We start from the raw sequence: 18,740 nt of genomic DNA, 5'->3' as shown, positions 1-18,740 counted from the left end.
TTATTATTGGTGTTAAAAAGGCAATAGGTCTAATGATGATTAAAGTTTCAATTGCGACATGGAAAAACTGGGAGAATGGCACCTGGAATTTATTGGACTTTTATGGGTGCGAATCTAGTGGGGAGCAGCATGCGTGCTGTCAGGCAAAGCGGGGCCAGAAAAAAATACGTTACCAATTCGGGTGAAAAATCGGAGCCGGGGGACGCAAAGGGAAAATGCGTGCCCTGGTCCGGTGGGAAAATGAGGGTGAGGGAACACAAAGGGAAAATGCGTGCCCTGGTTCGGGGAAAAACGAGGATGAGGGAACGCAAAAGGAAAATGCGTGCCCTGGTCCGGTAGAAAAACGAGGAGGAGGGAACGCAAAGGGAAAATGCGTGCCCTGGTCCGGTAGAAAAACGAGGAGGAGGGAACACAAAGGGAAAATGCGTGCCCTGGTGCGCGGGAAAATTGAGGAAGAAGGAATGCAATGAAAAAGCGAGCCCGAGTTCTGCGTAGTCCCGAGGTTCTATATGCTTGGACCGAAGGAAGAACAGAAGGGAGAAGGTAAGATAGAGAAGTACTACGTGCCCGGCTCAATGAAAATTAGATGGAGAAGGAAAGATAGAGAGGTTCTACGTACCCTGTTCAAGGAAAAACAGAGGGAGAAGGTAAGATAGAAAGGTTCTACGTGCCCAACCGAAGGAAAACCAGAGGTGGAAGGTAAGATAGAGAGGTTCTACGTGCCCGGCTTAAGGAAAATTAGAGGGAGAAGGTAAGATAGAAAGGTTCTACGTGCCCAACCGAAGGAAAACCAGAGGGAGAAGGTAAGATAGAAAGGTTCTACGTGTCCAACCGAAGGAAAAACAGAGGGAGAAAGTAAGATAGAGAGGTTCTAAGTGCCCGGCAGAAGGAAAACCAGAGGAGAAAGGTAAGATAGAGGGGTTCTACTACGTGCCCGGCCTAAGGGGAATAAAGCAGCAAGGTACATAGAAAGAGCCTAAGTGCCCAAACAAATGTGGAAACCAGGGGAGAAAGGGGCGACTTAGGAATGACCTGCGTGCCTGGTGCAGGTCACCCATAGCCCGGTGAGGTTAAACTGCAAGACAGAATTTAAAGCAGCTTCCGGAAGCCCCTTTTACAATCAGTCTCTCTGGGAAGGCTGCAGATGATTTTTATAACCTCATCAAACTTGGCAGCATCCATGCACCGATATGACTAGAACAGCGAGAACAAGCTGTTTTTATACACAGCCTAGTCCTGAAGAAAAGAGCAGCCAATCAATAAAAATAAATCGAAGCAGTGGATGAACATATGAAGGGAAGGTCGAAAGGAATTCTCCCTCCCATTGTGCTAGCAACATTATTCTTTAGTAACTCCCCTTGCTGACAACTTTTAAATCTAGTTTATCGATGTTCTGAATCACCCGGTCAAAACGTAGCGGCTGTGGTTCGCTTGGGAAAATATAATGCTCATAGGGATCTCCCAATGTGCGGAAAAAGGGTTCGAAAAGTCCGGATGCCAGTAAACCTACTACCTTCGTATAATGAGAATCCAGGCGATAGGAATGAACAGTATGAGCAGGAACGTGAAGAAAATCTCCAGGATTCAACCGGACTTCTTCCCCGTTGGCCCACATTGTCATCTGTCCTTCTAGACAGAAAAAGGTTTCCGTATGCTTTTCATGGTAATGGTCCACAATTCGGTCGCCTTTCGGTCCTTCAGATGAAACGATAATAAATTCTCCATCGGTATTCTTCTGAGCGGCAACAATTCTGTGAAGCTGGTCCCCTGTTAGAAGACGGTCTCCTTCACCGCTGGCAAGTACATAAGGGACTGTCTCGTCTGGCAGCTTAGAATTTTCAACCAGTTTAGCAGCACTAGTCTGCTGTTGATCAGGTATAAATGTTATATCGGCCATTTTGGCGGCCTCCAAGAAAAGTTCTTCAGGGAGCTCACAGCTGATATGTGGGGGATATTCAACCTTTTCATACGGTTTTCCAATTATTTCATACGATTTGGCAATGTTTCCTTTCATCGTGTAGGAAACCAATCTGGTTCTATGGCTTTTCATCTGGTAACTATGGATGGTTCCAGCAGGAATATTGGCGTAATCTCCAGACAGGAGCAAATGCTTTTCACCGTTCAATGTAAGTTCCAGTTTTCCATCAATGATAATAATGCCTTCATGGGCATGTTGATGGAGGTGTGCGGGGAAAGCATCTCCCTTGCCTCCCGATAGCAGAACCATTTCAAAAATTCCGCCCGTACTTTTTGCGTCCGCCATAACTGTTGCAACCTGCCGTCCTACTAAATAACGATTTCCTTCTCCGCTCTGGAGGAGGTAAGGCACTTTCTCTTTCGGGAGTTTATTCGTTAAAAGTGCAGTCATTTATAAATCTCCTTTCTAACCATAACTATAGACCAGTCTATATAATCATAGTGAAAAGGTTAATAAAATGCTACCCTTTTCTATGCAATATAAGTGGAATACTTTCTGAAATGGTCAGAAGCGGGGCTTTGCTTTTGTTGGCCAGAGAGAGCATAATCCCTCCTTCAATCATGGAATTTATAACTGTTCCAGCCTTCACGGCTTCGTCTTCTTCATACCCATTTTTAATTAACTTATTGGCTATAATCGTTTCCCAGTTTTTGAAGGCCTGTACACAAACTTTACGTAATGGCTCACTTATTAAGGCTGTTTCACTAGCAAGTAAACCGACAGGAATCCCTTTAATCGTTTCCGGCTGATCGAATTGGCTGGCTGCCTCTTTTATGAACTCCTGAATGGCCACTACTGGGTCAGGAACCTGTTCCATAAAGCTTTGTATTTTTGCTTCTATATATCTGCTAGTATATTTAACGGCCTCAGCCGCCAGCTCTTCTTTCCCATTGGGAAAATAGTAGTAGAGAGACCCCTTTGGCGAGCCGCTCTCTTTTATAATCTGATTTAATCCGGTGGCATGGTAGCCCTGGAGCTGAAATAGTCTCGACGCTGTTTGCAGGATTTTTTCACGTGAATCTGGCTTGTTTGCCATGAAGGATGGCCCCCCTAAATGTTATGAAAACACACACTGATTTAACTATAGGAAAAAGACAAAGGCCTGTCAAAATGGGCAGAATTTTTTAGATTAAACCTTTTGACTGTAATGTAATCCCAAATATCTTATTAACCCTTTTTGAAAGAATGTAACACACCGAGCTTATCCGAAGTATAAAGGGGCAATGAACCGCAAATGCAACACGTCTCTGACCTAGCTTAGAGGCTGGTTATAAATACATAAAATCAGAAGCCGGGGTATTATGGTATAATAGGAAAGTTGTGAATTTATTATATTAGTAACATAAAAGGTTCTAATAGGAGCCTGAAGCTTGGCAAAGGGTGTATTTCAGTGAATAAATGGTTTTCATCTGTGACAATCTTATCTTCTGTTCAGTGGCTTTTTTTTATTTTTGCTAATACTGTTGTAGTGCCTATTTCGGTAGGGACGTTATTTGAGGTCCCTCCTGAAACGGTAGCCTTCATGCTCCGAACGTCCCTGATCATTACAGGGATTGTATGTATTTTCCAAGGCTGGATTGGGCACAGGATGCCCTTAATGGAGGGTCCGTCCGGCTTATTGTGGGGGGTCATCCTGAATCTGGGAATGTCTGCATCTTCTTTGGGTGTGGATTTATCTACAATTGGCGGGGGGATTGCAACCGGCGTCATTCTTGCGAGTTTATTTACTCTAATTTTGATTGCTTTTAATGGGATTAAACTGATCCAATCCGTATTTAGTCCGATGGTCATGACTGTCTATCTCTTCCTGTTAACGTTTCAGCTGGTCTTTATCTTTTTTAAAGGAATGCTGAAAATAAATGATCAGGGAACTCTTGATGTTGGGGTAAGTCTGCTTTCGGTTGGCATAGTTATTTTTGTTGGCCTGCTGAAATTACAGAAAAATCAACTGGTCAGCAATTTTTCCATTCTGATTGGTTTGAGTGTTGGCTGGATTTTTTATGAATTACTATTCAATCGTGAAAGTACCGCCAATTCTCAATCAATAGAAAACGGTTTTTCTTTTTTTCCATTAGGACAACCGAACCTTGAGATGGGAATTATCGGAGTCACTTTCTTTGCAGTGGTGATGAATTTAAGCAATTCAATTGCGTCAATCAGTACGGGCACAAAACTTTTGCAGCTTGAATCCACGGAAGAACGTTTCCGTCGTTCGATATCGATAACAAGCATTTTTACAATTATAGGCAGTGCCTTTGGGCTCGTTCCCTATACTCCGTTTACCTCTACAATCGGTTTCCTGCAGAGTACCAGGGTGTATCAACGGGAACCATTTTTGATTGGAGGAGGTTTGCTGGCCTTTATCGGTCTCGTTCCGGCTTTTAGTTCATTCTTGGCAGCGATGCCTATTACTGTGGGAAACGCAGTCCTGTTTGTAGCTTATTTACAGATGTTCGGCACAGCTTTCAGCAATTTGAATGGAAGGACTTTTAACTCAAATACGATTTTTAGGCTGGCTGCCCCTGTTTTGGTGGGAGTCAGTCTTATGAATGTTTCCCCTACCATGTTTAATAACCTTCCCATCTTGATTCAGCCATTCATCACAAATGGTTTAATTATGGGAGTAATCATCTCTATTGTCTTAGAAAAGACGATTAATTGGAAAGCCTACGAACATACACTTCTAGCAAAGGACGCTAAAACGAACTAGGGCTGTTCCATAGTTTACCCGTGAGGAAGTCCTAAACCAACTGAGGTGATTATTGGTTATTTACAACAAAATGTTTTTACTATAATATTTATCTATTCGTTGTTTCGCTTAATCTTATGTAAAGAGCGGGGGACCCATTTTTGCAGCTTGTCTGCTTGGGGTGAATTCTTACTTGAAGGGGCTATTAGTTTCCAAGTCCTAACCCGACAGCTAACCCCGTCAGCGTCTAAAGGGAACGTGATGAAAATTGTTACTGGGCAGGAAAAGACGCAGCTCCGTGTCTTTTTTTTGCAGAAGAAAAACAGCTATTATCGTTCTCTTCTGGACTTTTGTTATACCAACATAGAATTTTTTTCAGAAGGAGAGGATATTAATTGAAAAAAATCAGTTTAGCCGGACAAATCTTTATCGGGTTGGTCCTTGGTATTATTGTTGGAGCAATTTTCTTTGGGAATCCCGCCGTTGCTTCCTATTTACAGCCGATTGGAGATGTTTTTCTCCGGTTAATTAAAATGATTGTGGTGCCAATTGTAGTCGCCAGTATTGTCGTTGCGGTTGCTGGAGTGGGGGACATCAAGCAGCTGGGCAAAATCGGCGGCAAAACACTCCTATACTTTGAAATTGTTACTACAATCGCCATTATCGTCGGAATCATTGCCGCAAATCTGTTACAGCCCGGTGATGGTGTAAATATGAGCCAGCTGGATAAAACGGATATTGCCAGTTATGTGGATACAGCAGAAACAACTGAAAGCAAATCCATGGTTCAAACCCTGGTTGAAATCGTTCCTACGAACCCGATCGCAGCGGTTGCAGAAGGGGACATGCTTGCCATTATCTTCTTTTCTTTAGTATTCGGATTAGGTGTTGCCGCAATCGGTGAAAAGGGGAAGCCGGTGATTGCCTTTTTCCAGGGAACAGCAGATGCTATGTTTTATGCGACGAATCAAATTATGAAGTTTGCTCCGTTTGGCGTATTCGCCTTAATCGGAGTAACGGTATCAAAATTTGGCCTTGCCTCTTTGATTCCGCTGGGCAAACTTGTGCTTTCGGTTTATGGAACCATGATTTTCTTTGTACTGGTTGTTTTGGGATTAATCGCTAAATTATCTGGCTACAGCATTTTTAGATTAATAAAAGTGTTAAAAGATGAACTAATCCTCGCTTTCTCTACTGCCAGCTCAGAATCCGTATTACCAAGAATCATGGAGAAAATGGAGAAAATCGGTTGCCCAAAACATATTACATCCTTTGTTATCCCGACAGGCTACTCTTTTAATCTCGATGGTTCTACCTTGTATCAGGCGCTTGCTGCCATTTTTATTGCGCAGATGTACGGCATTGACATGAGCATAGCAGAGCAGATTTCTCTGTTGCTTGTATTGATGGTCACTTCAAAAGGAATTGCCGGAGTGCCGGGAGTATCCTTTGTCGTTTTACTGGCTACACTCGGAACTGTCGGACTGCCGGTTGAAGGATTGGCATTCATTGCCGGGATTGACAGAATACTTGATATGGGACGTACAGCAGTCAATGTTGTGGGAAATTCACTTGCCGCAATTGTTATTTCCAAGTGGGAAGGCAAATTTAATCCATTGAAAGAAAACGAACACGTCAACCAGGCATCATAAAAATACAGCTAAAAAAATAGCCTGAAGAGGAATGACCTCTTTCAGGCTATTTTTTATCGTGATTTTTTCGGGATAACAGTTTAATTAGTTGAACTTTTTAAATAAGAAGCCGTACTGGCTGGACCATTCAGCATAGAAAATATCGCTGATTTTGCTTTCGCCATGTTTTTTTAGGAGGTCCATCAGCCAATTTTGGTCTTTCCCAAGAAGCCTTAAGCCACTTTCAATTTCTCTTCCTTCATCAATTAACATGATGGAAGGGGTTGATTTTTGGGGATTAAGATCCAGCATTTCTGCTGTAACGGGTGCAGCAAACGGCTCGGGCATGATGCTTAAGTGGCCGCTTGGTTCGAGGATGGCATAGCTCACCTCTTTTATTGAAAAGATTCCTTGCTGTCTAAGCATTGTCCTAAGCTGTTCCATTTCCAGCTTTGCTTTTTTCAGCGCTTTTAAATCCAGCTTTCCATCTTCAATGATCGTGATCGGTTCCCCTTTTAATAATGGTCTTAGCTTGTCGAATTTCATCACTAAAACCTCGATTCCATATATGAGAATTGCCCAAAGAGCGATTGAGAACGTTAAATGCCCAATACTGACCTTTTCATCAAAAATGGCTTCCTCCAAGAATCCCCCCAGAACTAAAGCATAGATAAAATCAAATGGGGTGATTTGAGCAAGCTCCTTTTTTCCGAGGATACGGATCACAATCAGCAAGGCTATAAGTCCGATAATAAGTTTTAATGCAATGGTTCCGTACATGATATTCCCTCCATAAAAGAATAAGCAGCTGCTTACTCTCTTCTTTCCCTATTTTTTATATCTCAACCGCACGTAAAATAAATGAATTATTAGTCAGTTGTTTGTTATAATGATTTCATATGTTTTCAAGAAAAAGGTGAGACGATGCCAAAGAAGAAATTTCAGTATTGGACCCTGCAAGTGCTTATCATTTTAACGATTGCCTATGTTTCAACAAAAATTTCGTTCCTGTTTGAGCCAGTAGGAATTTTTGTATCAACCCTTTTCTTCCCAATTATCATTTCGGGGTTTTTGTATTTTTTATTGAACCCTCTGGTTAATCTTCTACAACAGTGGAAGCTTCCCAGGACTTTGGCCATACTGGTCATTTATTGCGCGGTCATTGGCCTGATTGTACTTGGGATAGGAAGTTTGGCACCTGCTATTTCTAAACAGGTGACAGAACTGGCAGGAAATCTGCCGGGATATGCGAATAAAACCGAGGACTTCGTCAATAATCTTTCTGATTCTGATCAATTCAGATGGTTTATGGAGCAGGAGTACATAACACAGGACGAAATTGCGGAAAGAGCTACGGAATTTGCCAATACCCTGCCAAACCGAATCACCAATGGATTATCCAATATAGTGAGTCTGATTACTAATATTGCAATTACCATTGTGACTGTCCCGTTTTTGTTATTCTATATGTTTAAAGACGGAGATAAATTTCCAGCAGCTATTTCAAAATTCATTCCGCTTCCTTATCGGGAGGAAGGCGTGAAAACACTGAAGGAAACAGCTAAAACTCTGTCAGCCTACATACAGGGACAAATCACAGTTGCCTTATTTGTAGGAACCCTTGCCTTTATTGGCTACTTAATCATTGATTTGCCATATGCCCTTGTTATGGCTCTGATTGTGGCGATAACAAACATTATTCCGTATGTTGGACCGATTCTCGGAGGAGCTCCGGCTGTCATTGTTGGTCTTTTTGATTCGCCGGCCAAAGCGCTGTTGGTTTTATTGGTCATTGTGATCGCCCAGCAGGTGGAAGGCAATTTGCTGTCCCCATTGATCCTCGGCAAATCTCTCGATACCCATCCGGCTACGATTATCATTTTATTGCTTGTGGCAGGCAATTTAGCAGGAGTATTAGGCATGATCCTGGCCATTCCTACCTATGCTGTAACAAAAACAATTGTATTGAACACAGTCCGATTTTTAAGAGTAAGGAAAGAGGCGACCCTCAAAACGTAAATAACCCGATTGATAATACCTTCCCTCATGGGAGGGTATTTTTTATGGCAAAAAATAATGAAATAGATAAGACGGGCATAAAGTTAGAAGAAAGAATGAGCTTCTCTATTGGAGGGGGATCTGTTGGCAATCATTAAAACCCTGGAAGAATGTACACTGGGGGAGGCGGTTAAAGTCTGGAATCTTGGATTTGAAGGCTATTACTTTGACGCAGCCTCCACTGAGGAAAAATTTATGAAAAGGTTAGATACTGAAGGTCTTTCACCAGCTTTCTCGATTGTGGCCTTTAAAGAGAAGGAGCCCATGGGCATTATCTTAAATGGAATAAAAGAGTCTCAAGGCAGAAGGGTGGCGTGGAATGGGGGGACTGGCATTGCGGCAGCCTGGAGGAACCAGGGCTACGGGCAGTTATTGATGGAGCACACCCTGGAAGTTTACAAAAAGGAAGGGGTTAACGTTGCTACATTAGAAGCGATTAGTGAAAATCAGAAGGCGATCAGATTATATGAAAAGCTTGGCTACCGGGTTTCAGATGAACTTGAATACCTGGAGCTGGCCGGAGTGCTTGGGGATAATCCCTTCAAGGAGCGAGGGAATTATCAAATTGTAAAAGGCTTGCCCCAGGAAGCAGGAACGCTTTCCTTTTATAAAGGATTTTACCCATGGCAAACTCATTGGGAAAGGGCGGCGGGTGGAGAGGCTGTTTTCCTGCAGGACTCGGCAGGGAATAGATGGGGATATGCTTATTTTCGCAGGAGCTTTGACCAGAAAGGCAGACATACAGGAACCACTTTATATCAGTGTGAGTCTGATCCTGATCATCCTGATGCTGACATCATTGTTATGGGTCTCCTGGAGGCCGTATTTGGAGCAATGGATGTTGATATCAAAAGGATCATCATCAACCTTCCGAAAAGCAGTTATACCTACCCACATATGAGAAGGATCGGGTTCAAGCCTTTTGCCCGCCAGGTATTTATGTTAAAAGAGATACATAAACAGTATCTGGATCTTTCCCGTTCAGAATCTTGAGCTGCTGAAAAAGAGGCAAGCTGCAAGCTTGCCTCCACTACTGCCTGGTATGAAAATCGCTTTTATAAGATTGGAGACAGGAGCCTGGAAATGGATTCCTTAAAACGTATCCACTTCGATCGCTGTTGATAGCTATCCCATGTCAATAATCTCGAGTGCTCCATATCCCTCTCAAAAGCTGTAATTAATGCTTTAGCTATTTTAGTATCATAAATAAAAGCGTTGATTTCAAAATTCAGGTTAAGGCTTCGAATATCAATATTGGCAGTTCCTACAGTAGTGATTCTTTCATCCACTACGATGCTTTTTGCATGGATAAAACCATAATCATATATATATACCTGCGCCCCTGCTTTCAGCAGTTCACCAATATTGGATAATGTAGCCCAATAAACGAAAATGTGGTCTGGCTTGTTTGGAATCATAATTTTGACTTCCACTCCAGATAGGCAGGCAATTCTGAGAGCATCCAAAAGACTGGCATCGGGTATAAAATAGGGAGTTTGAATCAGGATGGATTTATTTGCCAGGGAAATCATTTTGATGTATCCATTTTTTATCTGCGACCACTCGGAATCCGGACCGCTTGTAACGATTTGCAGCCCAACAGATCCCTTCATTTCCGGATCGGGAAAAAGAACGGGATCGTATTCAATATCATGGCTGTAGGATGCCTGGTTCCAGTCAAGGATGAAACGGGTCTGGATTGCATGAACGGATGTTCCGAGAATCCTTAGGTGGGTGTCCCTCCAATAGCCGAATCGAGGATTCAGTCCAAGGTATTCATCCCCAATATTGAATCCGCCTATATAGCCAATCTTCCCGTCAATGATAACGATTTTGCGATGATTGCGGTAATTCAGACGGAAATTGATTAAAGCAAATTTAGATGGGAAAAAGACTTCTACTTCTCCCCCGGCCTTGCGGAGCTCGGAGAAAAACCTTCTTGTCAAACCTCTGGATCCCAATTCATCGTACAATACCCTGACCTTAACCCCTTCCTTCGCTTTATTGATCAGCGCTTCCCTTATTCTTTTGCCCAGATTATCATTTTTGATGATGTAATACTGCAGATGGATATGATGTCGGGCCGATTTGATATCATTAAGCAGCTGATCGAATTTGTCATTGCCATCAGTAAAAATCTCAACCGAATTATCCCGGGTCATGGGAGCATCATTCCCAAGCAAATGCATATATATGAGCTCCTGGCTGAAACGTTCTGGTTCATTGTGAAATTCAAACTGGCCGGAACGAATATTCTTCAGCTGTATATCGAGGGATTGCTCAATGCCGATTTTTTTCTTATCTTCCCATTTAAACAATCTCGAGCGGCTGAGGTTCTGTCCCAGCAAGAGATACATAATAAAGCCCAAAACAGGGATGAAAAACAATACAAGCAGCCACGCCCAGGTTGAACTGGCATCACGTCTTTCCTGAAAAATGACAAATACAGCAAATATAATATTCAGAACAAGAATTAATCCAAGGAGAACCGTTGTTATAGTCATACATTTTCCTCTCGTCAAATAGTCACTACTATAGTATACCGAAACGCAGGACTTAATAAAGTAAAGCATATTATATCTTATGCTGCAGCAAGCCTTTTAGGTTTCTATTGCACAAAACCATCAATTCCGGAGCGGGTTGATGGTTTTTATTCTTGTCCCAACATTACGCTCCAATAATTCCGTATTCCGCAATTGTTTCGTAATAGTTTGTTCATATAAAGCCTGTAGGATTAAAAACAAGCTAAATCGTATCGAGGTGAGATAGGGAGATAGCCTGAGAGTCTATAGAGTGGTGGCGATCATCGTTTTCTGGTATCTCGCCAGGAAATGTCAAAAAATACGTTATCAGGGAATCGGGAAAAAACACAACAGCAAACGGGGACAGCTTTATAACCGCATTTTTAAATAGATTTAGGAGGATAACGATGACCATTTTCAAAAGCATGAAGAGTATTGCTAGTGCGGATCTTAACAGCGCACTGGATAAAATAGAAAACCCTGTATCAATGTTAAAACAATCGATCAGGGATATGGAGTCTGAAATTCAAAAAAGAGAAGATGCGCTGACAAGGCAGTTATTTTTAGAAAAAAAGCTGGAATTACTGATTGCAGGGACAGCTGACAAACTGGAAGCCCAATCAAGTACTGCCTGAACAGGAAGAATATTTTTTACAAGAGCAGGTAAGGAGAGAAATGGGATAAACTGAAATCATCAAATGTGCGGTCATAACGATTCCTTATGAACAAGAAAGCCGTCAAGGTGGAGGCTTTCTTGTTTTTCATAACTCTTTAAAAGCTTGTTAATAGTTTATTCATATTTACAAGCTAGAATAAGGGCATACTAAAGACGTAAAGATGGAGGAAATCATGATAAAAAGATTAAGAGATAAAAAGTTTTATTTGCCAATAGCCGGACTAGCCCTGATCCTTGCAGTATTTTTAATTGCCACCGCATTTTCCAACAAAGATGTTGTAGCCAGTGTAAATGGGGATTCAATCAGCAAAGAAGAATTGTATAGTACGCTGGTCAAGCAATATGGAGCAAGTTCACTATCGGCACTAATCGACAATAAAATTATTGAACAGGAAGCGGAGAAGAAGGATATTACCATTACAGATAAGGAAATAACCGAAGAACTCCAGACTTATATAGACTCCTATGGCGGAGAAGAAGCCTTTCAGTCTGCTTTGGAGCAAAGCGGACTAACGGAGAACGATGTAAAATCAGATGTTGAAAACTATCTTAAAATCGAGAAGCTGCTGAAACCGGAAGTTAAAGTGACAGAAGAAGAAATGAAGACGTATTTTGATGAAAATAAAGAGTCCTTCAATGAGCAAGAACAGGTGGAGGCAAGCCATATCCTGGTAGATGATAAGAAAACGGCTGAAGAGGTGGCCCAAAAACTTGCTGATGGCGAAGATTTTGCGGAGCTGGCAAAGGAGTACTCTACAGATGCTTCCAATGCTGAAAGCGGCGGAGAATTAGGCTATTTTTCAAAAGGAGAAATGGCAGCCGAGTTTGAAGAAGCAGCATTTTCAATGGCAAAAGGAGATATCAGTGACCCTGTTAAGACAGAATATGGCTATCATATCATTAAAGTGACGGATAAAAAGGCTGCAATAGAAGCTGTTTATGAGGATCATAAGGAAGATATAAAAGAAATCTTATTTGATCAAAAGCTTCAGTCAGAATATGCCACATGGCTGCAGGAGAAAAAAGATGAGGCTGAGATTGAAAATACATTAGAAGATTAGTCACACTTTACTATGTAATCAAATGTTCCGTTATTTTTCATAATTTGGACATAATTTTGGGGCATCCTATCATTTGTAAACTACTATCCTTAAAGGAGGAAATTGGCAGATGATGAGGATGCCCCTTTATTTGATTTTAATTGCCGTTGCTTTTTATTTCGGAAAAGGAGAAATAGTACAGGCAGAAGCACAGAGTCAGTCAGGCTTCGGAACTGAGACAGCCGCAAAATTCCCTGATCACCATGATCGTTCAAAACAACATGCAGAATTCATCAAAAAACGTGCGGAAGAGATGGGTATATCTACAGAAGGAAAGGATTTCGAGACACTTGCCCGTGAGGTAAAAGCCGCCTATATAAAAAAACAGGCGGATGAAATCGGCATTCAGACAGAAGGAAAAGACACTAAAGTAATCATGAAAGAAATACGCGAGCATCATATAAAAAGCCAGGCAAAGCTATTAGGGATTGAAACAGAAAATAAAGAATCAGATGTTCTCGCAAAGGAAGTCCGTTTGGCAATAGCTAAAAAAAGGGCCGAAGAAATGGGGATTTCCATTGAAGACAAGGATGCTGAACAACTTCTGGCTGAGGTTGAAGAAAAGGCCATAAAAAATGAGGCTAAGAAATTAGGGGTGTCCACAGAAGGGAAAGAATTGAAAGAAATTGCACGGGAAATATTTGAAGTGAACATAAAAAAACAAGCAAAAGAACTCGGTATTAGGACTGAAGGGAAGGGATTCCGACTGCTGGCTTATGAAGTTCATAAAGCTCAAGTTTACCAGCAGGCTAAAGAGCTGGAGATAAAAACAGAAGATAAGAATTTTCATGAATTAGCACATGAGGTTCGAAAAAAGCAAATTGTTCAGGCAGCACAAAAACTAGGGATTGATCCAGCAGGCAAAACTCCACATCAGCTTATGGACGAGATTTTTATTAACCACGAAAAAGAGGCAAAAGAATTAAAGCTGCTGCCGTTTCCCCATGTTCCGCACTTACATCATATGGAAAAGGTGGAGCATGGCAAGGACAAGTAAAAAGGGAATGCAGAATCCGCAAACTAATTTATGGATCCATATAAAATCGCTCTCTTGGTGTACAAACTAAGGGAGTTTTTTTTGTATCCAGCTTCAGTACCGGGGAACGAACTTCACCCGCCAATGATAATCACAGCCAGGCTGAAGGCATATGTATCATTAACTCTTTGTTACTCTGATGAGTGTATTAAAACCGGCCCTTTGCACCTTAGGACTATATGATTATTTAGCCTGCTAAGCTCCATATTATCCATAACTGGAAATAGTTTTTACACTACTAAACTAAAAAATTTACATTTTTCACAAATTCGTCATTGACAAACGATATTGAAAATCATTATCATTTAGCTATAGAGTTTAAACAAAAAATAAATATGAGGTGGAACCATGAGAAAATTCGCATTAATATTCCTTATTTCCATAGTGGCAATAATAGCTGCAGCATGTGGATCAAATTCAGAGAGCACAAGCGGATCTGAAAAAGAAACAAAGGCTGAGGAAATTACGGTAAAGCATCAATTAGGAGAAACAAAGGTTAAGAAAAATCCAGAGAATGTTGTTGTGTTTGATTTCGGTGTCCTTGATTCACTTGATAAACTTGGTGTAGAAGTTGCAGGACTTCCACAGGACAATCTGCCTAAATATCTTGAAAAGTACGCCGATAAAAAATATCAGAATGCTGGCGGCATTAAAGAACCGGATTTTGAAAAAATCAATGAAATGGCTCCAGACCTAATCATCATTTCCGGGAGACAGCAGGAAGCATACGAAGATTTAAGCGAGATCGCCCCGACTATTTTTATGGGTGTTGACACTGCAAGATACATGGAATCATATGAAGAAAATGCAAAGACCCTCGGTGAAATTTTCGGAAAAGAGTCCGAGGTAGAAACTGAACTTGCAAAAGTGAAAGAAACAATTGACGGGTTAAAAGAAAAGACAAGCACGCTTGATAAAAACTCACTTGTTATCCTTGCAAATGAAGGAAACATCAGTGCGTATGGCCCAGGCTCCAGATTCGGTCTGATCCATGATGTTTTTGGACTGAAGGCAGTTGATGAAAACCTGGAAGTTTCCACTCATGGACAAAACATTTCGTTTGAATATCTGGTGGAAAAGGATCCTGATTATCTGTTTATCGTTGACCGTGGCGCAGTAGTTGAGGGAGGCCAAACGTCCGGGAAATCGATTGTGGAAAATGAATTGGTGAAAAATATTAAAGCAGTAAAAGAAAATCAGGTGATTTACCTTAACCCGGATTATTGGTACTTGTCCGGAGGGGGACTTACTTCTGTAGCCGAAATGGTTAAGGAAGTTGAAGCAGGCATCGAAAAATAAAAACTTCCAAAAAAGAAGGAGTGTACGCATCCATTGGTGACGTACACTCCTTTTATTTTGCCCATCATACCGTAATGGGCTTCCTGGTTTTTATCTTTAGACCACAATCGCAAAGAATACTGTGTTTTAGTTGTTTTATTTCCGTTTTGCAAACCGGGCAAAGCTGTTTTTGATGTGACATTTTGTCCATCCTCTCATAGCTATTAGAACAGCGTGTTAGATTGCGAACAACGTGTTCCTACTGTTTTATTTTTGGCATGAAGCACAAACACCATAGATTTCAAAATGATGGTGAAGAATTTCAAAACTTGTCAGGTTTGAGGCAACCTGTTCGATTTCTTGTAAATCTGGATAATTAAAGTCTACAATTTTGCCGCACTCTTGACATATGACGTGATAATGCCTGGAGAAATTGAATTCATATTTGCTTAGGGCACTTCCATAGGGGAGTTCATTTAAGATACCAAGTCTTACAAATAGTTTTAAGTTGTTATAAATCGTCGTGAGGCTTGTAAAAGGTATGGTTTGATGGATTTCCTCTGCTGTTGGATGGCCCTGGTGATCTAAAATCGATTGTAAAATCATCAATCGCTGTGGAGTAATTCGAAGCCCGCGTTCTTTTAAATAGGGAATGAGTTCTAGAGATTTAGCATCATCCATAATAAACATCCTTTTTGATTGGTTTTAAAACGACAATAGCTAATAATCACTAATTGAGAAAATAAGATAAAAAAATCGCTTTCTTTACAGCCTTTTTTTGAATAAAATGTCCTATATTTTATTGATGATTTAATAATAGCAGATTTTATATGAAAATCAATACTAAATTATAATAATTATAATTAAATGACGAAATAATATGTACTGAACATTCTGAATGAGATTTACGTCCCGGCATTTTTAATTTATAATGAATCCATTCATTATCGTTTTTTTGTTCGTTTAGGAGGCTGGATTCATTTTGTTTAACCGGGAAGTACCGTTGAAAGAGAAAAGTATAGTGTTTATTGGGTTTATGGGTGTCGGCAAAACGACAATCGGCAAGCTGGTGGCAAAAAAGCTTTACCGGGACTTCGTCGATATTGATGAGGAAATTGAAAAAGAATATCAAATGCCTGTCTCTCAAATATTCAGTTCAATTGGTGAAAAGGCTTTTCGTGAAAGAGAGAAAAGCATGATTATCGATTATTGCCAGCAGAAATTACAAATCATCTCTGTTGGGGGAGGAGCTTTTTTACAGGAGGAAATCAGGAATGTCTGCCTCTCTTCCTGCATTGTATTCTTTCTAGATTTGTCCTGGGAATCATGGAAGGAAAGAATCAGCTTAATCATTGACAGCCGTCCAGTCCTTCAGGACAGGTCGCTTGAGGAAATAGAGGAGCTTTTCTATAAAAGGCAGGAAATCTATTCAGTCCATCATTCAAAGGTAAGTACCGATAATCAGGAAATGGAAGAAGTAGCAGACTATATCGTTGACTCATTAAAGTTGGCATGGGAGCTTTACGATTAGAGGTATGGGCTTAAATCAGGAAGTGGTGACCTTTATTTCGGGAAGGTCACTATTTTTATAGAAAAAGCTATTTATTCTTTGCAATTCGGTATTTTCAAACGGCTGTAATCAGTGGTCGTAAAAAAGATAGATGAAATCCGCATAATGGATAGGAGAGAAGATTTTGAAACAGACGATAACAATTAAAGGCGTAAATATTGGGGAAGGTGCACCTAAAATATGTGTTCCACTTGTAGGGAGAACACTTATGGAGATAGTAGCAGAAGCGGGGGCTCTGAGGAACATCGATGGAGATATCGTCGAGTGGCGTGCCGATTTCTTTGATCAAGTGGAGGATACCGAAAAAGTGGAGGAGGCTCTAACTAAAATAAGGGCATTATTGCCGGAAACTCCCCTTATTTTTACGTTCCGAAGTGCCAAAGAGGGTGGAGAAAAGGAACTAGGTCAGGAAGGTTATGTAAAATTGAACAAGAAGGTTGCAGAGTCTGGGCTGGTTGACATTATTGATGTCGAGCTTTTTAACAGGGAAGAGGATGTGAAGGTGCTTGTTGATGCGGCACATTCTAACAAGGTTTATGTCATCATCAGCAACCATGACTTTGAAAAAACTCCGCCTAAAGAGGAAATCATAGCGAGATTATGCAGAGCCCAGGAACTGGGGGCTGATTTTCCCAAAATTGCCGTAATGCCCAATTCTGCAAATGATGTATTGACGTTATTGGAGGCTACACTGTCAATGAATGACCAGTACTCTGACCGGCCGATCATTACGATGTCAATGGCTGGAAAGGGATTGATCAGCCGTTTAACAGGGGAGCTGTTTGGTTCTGCAGTGACCTTCGGCGCTGCCAAAAAGGCCTCGGCTCCCGGCCAGGTTGCTGTCCATGAGTTAAGGAATGTTTTGTCCTTGCTCCATCAAAATAGATGAGGAAGCGGCACTCCAATACATAACTCCACTACGGTATCTTTTGTAGACTGTGGACCAACGAAAGAAAAGGTATTGAAAAGGAATTTCCTTTTCAATACCTTTTACTGTGTTGCCATATTTTTTACATCAATGCTGGCTTTTCGGGTATTAAAGTCGGTTTCTGGATAGTATCGATCCTTTACAAGGACATTTGGACCCAGACAGCCTGCACCCGGGCAATGGCAGTTAAGGGACGCCGCAAGATTGGTTTTTGCCCAGGCTTGATAGGCATCCTCCAGTTTGGTTGTTTTTATGTTTCCGAGTGGAGGGGTATCCCCAAAATCAGTTACAATGACATCCCCGCTGAAAATATTTATATTCAGTCTCGAACGTCCGTCGGGATCATTTCGGACGGTTACATTCTTTTCAGAGAAGAGGCGCCGGATTAACTCAAGATCCTGCTCCTTTTGACTGCACGCATAGAATGGAAGGGTGCCGAACAGCATCCAGGTATCCTTGTCACGGATATCCAGCAAGTAATGGATGGCATCACGGATTGCATCTAAACTTAAAGTATCAAGAGAGGATGCATAGTCAGAAGGGTACATAGGGTGGATTTCATGCCGTTTACAGCCCATTTCGTCAACGATTTGTGTATGGATTTTCCCCAAATGGGGCAAAGTCCGCTTATTCAGCATGGTTTCGGCCGACACCAGTACGCCACTTTCAGATATGATCCTGCTGTTCTCTATCATTTTTTTAAAAAGAGTTTCCCGCTGTGAATAGGTAGGCTTTCGAGCCATATTGGCAAAACCTGCTTCAATGAAATCCTGTTCTGTGCCCCAGTTGTGTGAAATATGTAAAACGTCCAGGAAGGGAATGATTTTTTCATAGCGGTCAAGATCTAATGTTAAGTTAGAATTGATTTGAGTATACACGCCCCTGTCATGGGCATATTTCAGCAGGGGAAGTACATAATTTTCCACTGATTTAATCGAAAGCATCGGTTCCCCGCCTGTAATGCTGATCGAACGCAGCAATGGTATTTCATCCAGCCGTTTTAAGAGCAGCTCAATTGGAAGCCCCTCTGGGTCTTTAGGGCTCAGAGTATAACCAACAGCACAGTGTTCACAGCGCATATTGCACAATGTCGTTGTGGTAAACTCAATATTGGATAACACTTGCTTTCCATATTGAGTTATGTCCATATAGGCTTCCCAAGGATCAAACTTGGGGGTAATCTTTTTCTTCAACCTAACAGCCATACTTAAACACTCCTTTATTTCTCCTTTGCTATTATTTAAGTAGAAGAGCGACAAAGTCAACTGACTTTT

Annotated in this window: 18 protein-coding genes and 1 riboswitch; of the genes, 12 read left to right on the top strand and 6 right to left on the bottom strand. The window is 41.3% G+C overall.

Features of this window, described 5'->3' with window-relative positions:
• Positions 1-102: 102 nt before the first annotated feature.
• Positions 103-339 carry a hypothetical protein gene (locus EV146_RS00510; protein WP_158286954.1) on the top strand — a complete coding sequence of 79 codons (237 nt, stop codon included), beginning with the start codon at positions 103-105 and terminating at the stop codon, positions 337-339.
• Positions 340-509: 170 nt separating this feature from the next.
• A complete protein-coding gene (locus EV146_RS26700; RefSeq protein WP_158286953.1) occupies positions 510-656 on the top strand; it encodes a hypothetical protein in 147 nt (48 codons plus the stop codon).
• A 689-nt stretch (positions 657-1,345) separates the two neighbouring features.
• Here EV146_RS26700 and EV146_RS00505 read toward each other — a convergent pair.
• Both EV146_RS00505 and EV146_RS00500 read right to left on the bottom strand, forming a co-directional pair.
• Positions 1,346-2,368 (bottom strand): quercetin 2,3-dioxygenase, encoded by a 1,023-nt coding sequence (locus EV146_RS00505; RefSeq protein WP_132000737.1) that lies wholly within the window; start codon positions 2,366-2,368, stop codon positions 1,346-1,348.
• Positions 2,369-2,438: 70 nt separating this feature from the next.
• Complete coding sequence (locus EV146_RS00500) at positions 2,439-3,014, bottom strand: TetR/AcrR family transcriptional regulator (RefSeq protein ID WP_132000735.1); 576 nt, start codon at positions 3,012-3,014, stop codon at positions 2,439-2,441.
• Between the two features lie 354 nt (positions 3,015-3,368).
• Between EV146_RS00500 and EV146_RS00495 the strand changes: the two genes are divergently transcribed.
• A complete protein-coding gene (locus tag EV146_RS00495) occupies positions 3,369-4,688 on the top strand; it encodes a uracil/xanthine transporter (RefSeq protein WP_132000733.1) in 1,320 nt (439 codons plus the stop codon).
• 95 nt (positions 4,689-4,783) lie between these two features.
• Positions 4,784-4,929, top strand: a riboswitch (cyclic di-AMP (ydaO/yuaA leader).
• A 133-nt stretch (positions 4,930-5,062) separates the two neighbouring features.
• Positions 5,063-6,319 carry a cation:dicarboxylate symporter family transporter gene (locus EV146_RS00490; protein WP_132000731.1) on the top strand — a complete coding sequence of 419 codons (1,257 nt, stop codon included), beginning with the start codon at positions 5,063-5,065 and terminating at the stop codon, positions 6,317-6,319.
• 84 nt (positions 6,320-6,403) lie between these two features.
• Here EV146_RS00490 and EV146_RS00485 read toward each other — a convergent pair whose 3' ends face one another.
• Positions 6,404-7,078 (bottom strand): DUF421 domain-containing protein, encoded by a 675-nt coding sequence (locus EV146_RS00485; protein ID WP_132000729.1) that lies wholly within the window; start codon positions 7,076-7,078, stop codon positions 6,404-6,406.
• 144 nt (positions 7,079-7,222) lie between these two features.
• Between EV146_RS00485 and EV146_RS00480 the strand changes: the two genes are divergently transcribed.
• Positions 7,223-8,317: an AI-2E family transporter gene (locus tag EV146_RS00480; RefSeq protein ID WP_132000727.1), complete on the top strand. Its 1,095-nt coding sequence runs from the start codon at positions 7,223-7,225 to the stop codon at positions 8,315-8,317.
• A gap of 123 nt (positions 8,318-8,440) precedes the next feature.
• Positions 8,441-9,349 (top strand): GNAT family N-acetyltransferase, encoded by a 909-nt coding sequence (locus tag EV146_RS00475; protein ID WP_132000725.1) that lies wholly within the window; start codon positions 8,441-8,443, stop codon positions 9,347-9,349.
• Positions 9,350-9,411: 62 nt separating this feature from the next.
• On the opposite strand, the gene cls is transcribed toward EV146_RS00475, so the two are convergent.
• The gene (gene cls, locus EV146_RS00470) at positions 9,412-10,860 is read right to left on the bottom strand and encodes a cardiolipin synthase (RefSeq protein WP_132000723.1); all 1,449 of its coding nucleotides are present in this window, start codon (positions 10,858-10,860) and stop codon (positions 9,412-9,414) included.
• A 425-nt stretch (positions 10,861-11,285) separates the two neighbouring features.
• Between cls and EV146_RS00465 the strand changes: the two genes are divergently transcribed.
• The 4 genes from EV146_RS00465 (at position 11,286) to EV146_RS00450 (ending at position 14,989) form a co-directional block, all read left to right on the top strand.
• Entirely contained in the window at positions 11,286-11,513 is a 228-nt protein-coding gene (locus tag EV146_RS00465) for a PspA/IM30 family protein (RefSeq protein WP_132000721.1), read from the top strand.
• A gap of 214 nt (positions 11,514-11,727) precedes the next feature.
• The gene (locus EV146_RS00460; RefSeq protein WP_132000719.1) at positions 11,728-12,615 is read left to right on the top strand and encodes a peptidylprolyl isomerase; all 888 of its coding nucleotides are present in this window, start codon (positions 11,728-11,730) and stop codon (positions 12,613-12,615) included.
• Positions 12,616-12,724: 109 nt separating this feature from the next.
• Positions 12,725-13,651, top strand: a complete 927-nt coding sequence (locus EV146_RS00455) for a hypothetical protein (protein WP_132000717.1) — start codon at positions 12,725-12,727, stop codon at positions 13,649-13,651.
• A 387-nt stretch (positions 13,652-14,038) separates the two neighbouring features.
• Entirely contained in the window at positions 14,039-14,989 is a 951-nt protein-coding gene (locus tag EV146_RS00450) for a siderophore ABC transporter substrate-binding protein (protein WP_132000715.1), read from the top strand.
• 246 nt (positions 14,990-15,235) lie between these two features.
• On the opposite strand, the gene EV146_RS00445 is transcribed toward EV146_RS00450, so the two are convergent.
• Positions 15,236-15,649 (bottom strand): Fur family transcriptional regulator, encoded by a 414-nt coding sequence (locus EV146_RS00445; RefSeq protein ID WP_132000713.1) that lies wholly within the window; start codon positions 15,647-15,649, stop codon positions 15,236-15,238.
• 355 nt (positions 15,650-16,004) lie between these two features.
• On the opposite strand from EV146_RS00445, the gene EV146_RS00440 reads away from it, so the two are divergent.
• Both EV146_RS00440 and aroD read left to right on the top strand, forming a co-directional pair.
• Positions 16,005-16,499: a shikimate kinase gene (locus tag EV146_RS00440; RefSeq protein ID WP_373566077.1), complete on the top strand. Its 495-nt coding sequence runs from the start codon at positions 16,005-16,007 to the stop codon at positions 16,497-16,499.
• A gap of 163 nt (positions 16,500-16,662) precedes the next feature.
• Positions 16,663-17,427, top strand: a complete 765-nt coding sequence (gene aroD / locus EV146_RS00435; RefSeq protein WP_132000709.1) for a type I 3-dehydroquinate dehydratase — start codon at positions 16,663-16,665, stop codon at positions 17,425-17,427.
• Between the two features lie 101 nt (positions 17,428-17,528).
• On the opposite strand, the gene yfkAB is transcribed toward aroD, so the two are convergent.
• Positions 17,529-18,671 carry a radical SAM/CxCxxxxC motif protein YfkAB gene (yfkAB, locus tag EV146_RS00430; RefSeq protein ID WP_132000707.1) on the bottom strand — a complete coding sequence of 381 codons (1,143 nt, stop codon included), beginning with the start codon at positions 18,669-18,671 and terminating at the stop codon, positions 17,529-17,531.
• Positions 18,672-18,740 lie beyond the last annotated feature (69 nt).

Source organism: Mesobacillus foraminis, assembly GCF_004340465.1.
In the GTDB taxonomy this organism is placed as follows: Bacteria; Bacillota; Bacilli; order Bacillales; family Cytobacillaceae; genus Mesobacillus_B; species Mesobacillus_B foraminis.
Note: the sequence above shows the minus strand (reverse complement) of the source record. Positions and strands in the feature narration are given on the sequence as shown.

What these genes read in the sequence shown, in the direction of transcription:
- EV146_RS00510 (WP_158286954.1), top strand. Translation starts at nt 103, where the DNA reads ATGGGTGCGAATCTAGTGGGGAGCAGCATGCGTGCTGTCAGGCAAAGC.
- EV146_RS26700 (WP_158286953.1), top strand. Translation starts at nt 510, where the DNA reads ATGCTTGGACCGAAGGAAGAACAGAAGGGAGAAGGTAAGATAGAGAAG.
- EV146_RS00505 (WP_132000737.1), bottom strand. Translation starts at nt 2,368, where the DNA reads ATGACTGCACTTTTAACGAATAAACTCCCGAAAGAGAAAGTGCCTTAC.
- EV146_RS00500 (WP_132000735.1), bottom strand. Translation starts at nt 3,014, where the DNA reads ATGGCAAACAAGCCAGATTCACGTGAAAAAATCCTGCAAACAGCGTCG.
- EV146_RS00485 (WP_132000729.1), bottom strand. Translation starts at nt 7,078, where the DNA reads ATGTACGGAACCATTGCATTAAAACTTATTATCGGACTTATAGCCTTG.
- EV146_RS00480 (WP_132000727.1), top strand. Translation starts at nt 7,223, where the DNA reads ATGCCAAAGAAGAAATTTCAGTATTGGACCCTGCAAGTGCTTATCATT.
- cls (WP_132000723.1), bottom strand. Translation starts at nt 10,860, where the DNA reads ATGACTATAACAACGGTTCTCCTTGGATTAATTCTTGTTCTGAATATT.
- EV146_RS00465 (WP_132000721.1), top strand. Translation starts at nt 11,286, where the DNA reads ATGACCATTTTCAAAAGCATGAAGAGTATTGCTAGTGCGGATCTTAAC.
- EV146_RS00460 (WP_132000719.1), top strand. Translation starts at nt 11,728, where the DNA reads ATGATAAAAAGATTAAGAGATAAAAAGTTTTATTTGCCAATAGCCGGA.
- EV146_RS00455 (WP_132000717.1), top strand. Translation starts at nt 12,725, where the DNA reads ATGATGAGGATGCCCCTTTATTTGATTTTAATTGCCGTTGCTTTTTAT.
- EV146_RS00450 (WP_132000715.1), top strand. Translation starts at nt 14,039, where the DNA reads ATGAGAAAATTCGCATTAATATTCCTTATTTCCATAGTGGCAATAATA.
- EV146_RS00445 (WP_132000713.1), bottom strand. Translation starts at nt 15,649, where the DNA reads ATGGATGATGCTAAATCTCTAGAACTCATTCCCTATTTAAAAGAACGC.
- EV146_RS00440 (WP_373566077.1), top strand. Translation starts at nt 16,005, where the DNA reads ATGGGTGTCGGCAAAACGACAATCGGCAAGCTGGTGGCAAAAAAGCTT.
- yfkAB (WP_132000707.1), bottom strand. Translation starts at nt 18,671, where the DNA reads ATGGCTGTTAGGTTGAAGAAAAAGATTACCCCCAAGTTTGATCCTTGG.